The organism is Moorena sp. SIO4E2 (assembly GCF_010671945.1).
Taxonomy (GTDB): domain Bacteria; phylum Cyanobacteriota; class Cyanobacteriia; order Cyanobacteriales; family Coleofasciculaceae; genus Moorena; species Moorena producens.
The window spans coordinates 1-1,725 of sequence record NZ_JAAHIE010001096.1; the positions used below are offsets into that span (position 1 = coordinate 1).

The 1,725-nt window shown below is 25.5% G+C and carries 4 protein-coding genes; all 4 read left to right on the forward strand.

Annotated elements, in window-relative coordinates; genetic code table 11:
• Positions 1-29 precede the first annotated feature (29 nt).
• The 4 genes from rplM to rpsL are packed head-to-tail and all read left to right on the forward strand — an operon-like array spanning position 30 to position 1,523.
• A complete protein-coding gene (rplM, locus tag F6K37_RS41020) occupies positions 30-455 on the forward strand; it encodes a 50S ribosomal protein L13 (protein ID WP_287257033.1) in 426 nt (141 codons plus the stop codon).
• 12 nt (positions 456-467) lie between these two features.
• Positions 468-884 carry a 30S ribosomal protein S9 gene (gene rpsI, locus F6K37_RS41025; protein ID WP_287257034.1) on the forward strand — a complete coding sequence of 139 codons (417 nt, stop codon included), beginning with the start codon at positions 468-470 and terminating at the stop codon, positions 882-884.
• A gap of 14 nt (positions 885-898) precedes the next feature.
• Entirely contained in the window at positions 899-1,114 is a 216-nt protein-coding gene (rpmE, locus tag F6K37_RS41030; protein WP_287257035.1) for a 50S ribosomal protein L31, read from the forward strand.
• Between the two features lie 28 nt (positions 1,115-1,142).
• Positions 1,143-1,523: a 30S ribosomal protein S12 gene (gene rpsL / locus F6K37_RS41035; RefSeq protein ID WP_287257036.1), complete on the forward strand. Its 381-nt coding sequence runs from the start codon at positions 1,143-1,145 to the stop codon at positions 1,521-1,523.
• Positions 1,524-1,725: the final 202 nt, after the last annotated feature.

The following is a 1,725-nucleotide window of genomic DNA, read 5'->3' on the forward strand; positions in this document are numbered from 1 at the left end:
ATTTATTGGATAGTTATTTCTGAAAAATTATGGCATCATTAAATAAAACATTTTTACCAAATAAAAAATATGAAAATCGTACATGGTTTCTCGTTGATTGTAATGATAAAAATTTAGGTCGATTAGTAACCGTTATTATTAGTTTATTAAAAGGTAAAATTAATTCTAATTATCATTCTTCAATTGATAGTGGACATTATGTCATTCTAACGAATGCAAAATTAATTAGAACTAAAAAAACACATAAACATTTTTTAGTTAAACGACCCGGTCGACCCGGTCGATCATTAAAAATTCGAACAAATGAAAATTTATCAGCACAATTAATTCTAAAAAGAGCTGTTAAAAGAATGCTCTCAGAAAAAGAAACGAAAAATTTAATGAAACGATTATATATTTATAATGATTCAGTTCATAACCATAGTGCACAAAATCCAATAAAAATTAATATATAAAAACTTAATTATATGAACACTAAGCCAAATTTTATTTTTAAAAAAGAGAATAATAGTGTTGGAAAACGGAAATGTTCAACTGCACGAATATTTTTAAGTGACGGAACTGGAAAAATTATTATAAATAAGCTTTCGGCAGAAACATATTTTCAATTCCGTGAAAATTATATAAGTACTATTAAAGCTCCATTAGAAAAATTAAAGGTATTAAATCAATATGATATTATTATTTTAGTGAAAGGTGGAGGATTAACAGGACAAGCAGATGCAATTCGATCTGGTATTGCTAATTTATTAGCTCGAAAAATTTCATCAAATCGTTCAATATTAAAAAAAGCTGGTTATTTGACTCGCGATACTCGTATTAAAGAACGTAAAAAGTATGGATTATTAAAAGCCAGAAAAGCTCCACAATTTTCTAAACGATAAAATTTTAAATTATTATGTCAAAATCTAATATTCATCCTAAATGGTATTCTAAAGCTTCATTGTATCATGAAAATAAACTTTTATGTCTAATTGGATCAACTAAAAACAATTTACAAATTGATATTTGGTTAGCCAATCATCCATTTTTTAATAATTCGAAATTAATAGTTGATAGTGAAGGACGGGTAGAAAAGTTTATGAAAAAATATAACTTAAATTACAATGAATAATTTTATGCATTTTAAAAAAATTAATTAAATGCCAACTATACAACAATTAGTTCGTTTAAAACGAATTAAAATTACTAAAAAAAAAAAATCACCTGCTTTACTTAATTGCCCACAAAGACGAGGAATATGTGTTCGTGTTTATGTAATATCACCAAAAAAACCTAATTCTGCAATTCGTAAGGTTGCTCGTGTTCGATTAACTTCACGATTTGAAGTTACAGCATATATTCCAGGAATAGGTCATAATTTACAAGAACATTCAGTAGTCTTATTACGAGGTGGTCGTGTTAAAGATTTACCAGGTGTTCGTTATCATATTATTCGTGGTACATTAGATACAGGTGGTGTTATAGATCGTAAACAAGGACGATCTAAATATGGAGTTCGAAAACCTCGCGGTCGTACATAAAAGATAGTTATATTATTAATTTATTAATAATTAATTTATTAATAATATAATTGTAATAGGCATATTATAAAAAAATGATTTATTTATTAAAAATTAATACGAATAAATGATAAATTTATATTATCTTGATATACAATATAACACTATATCTTAATTCATTATGTCACGTAAAAGTAATGTAATAAAACGATTTCAAGAAAAA

What these genes read in the sequence shown, in the direction of transcription:
- rplM (WP_287257033.1), top strand. Translation starts at nt 30, where the DNA reads ATGGCATCATTAAATAAAACATTTTTACCAAATAAAAAATATGAAAAT.
- rpsI (WP_287257034.1), top strand. Translation starts at nt 468, where the DNA reads ATGAACACTAAGCCAAATTTTATTTTTAAAAAAGAGAATAATAGTGTT.
- rpmE (WP_287257035.1), top strand. Translation starts at nt 899, where the DNA reads ATGTCAAAATCTAATATTCATCCTAAATGGTATTCTAAAGCTTCATTG.
- rpsL (WP_287257036.1), top strand. Translation starts at nt 1,143, where the DNA reads ATGCCAACTATACAACAATTAGTTCGTTTAAAACGAATTAAAATTACT.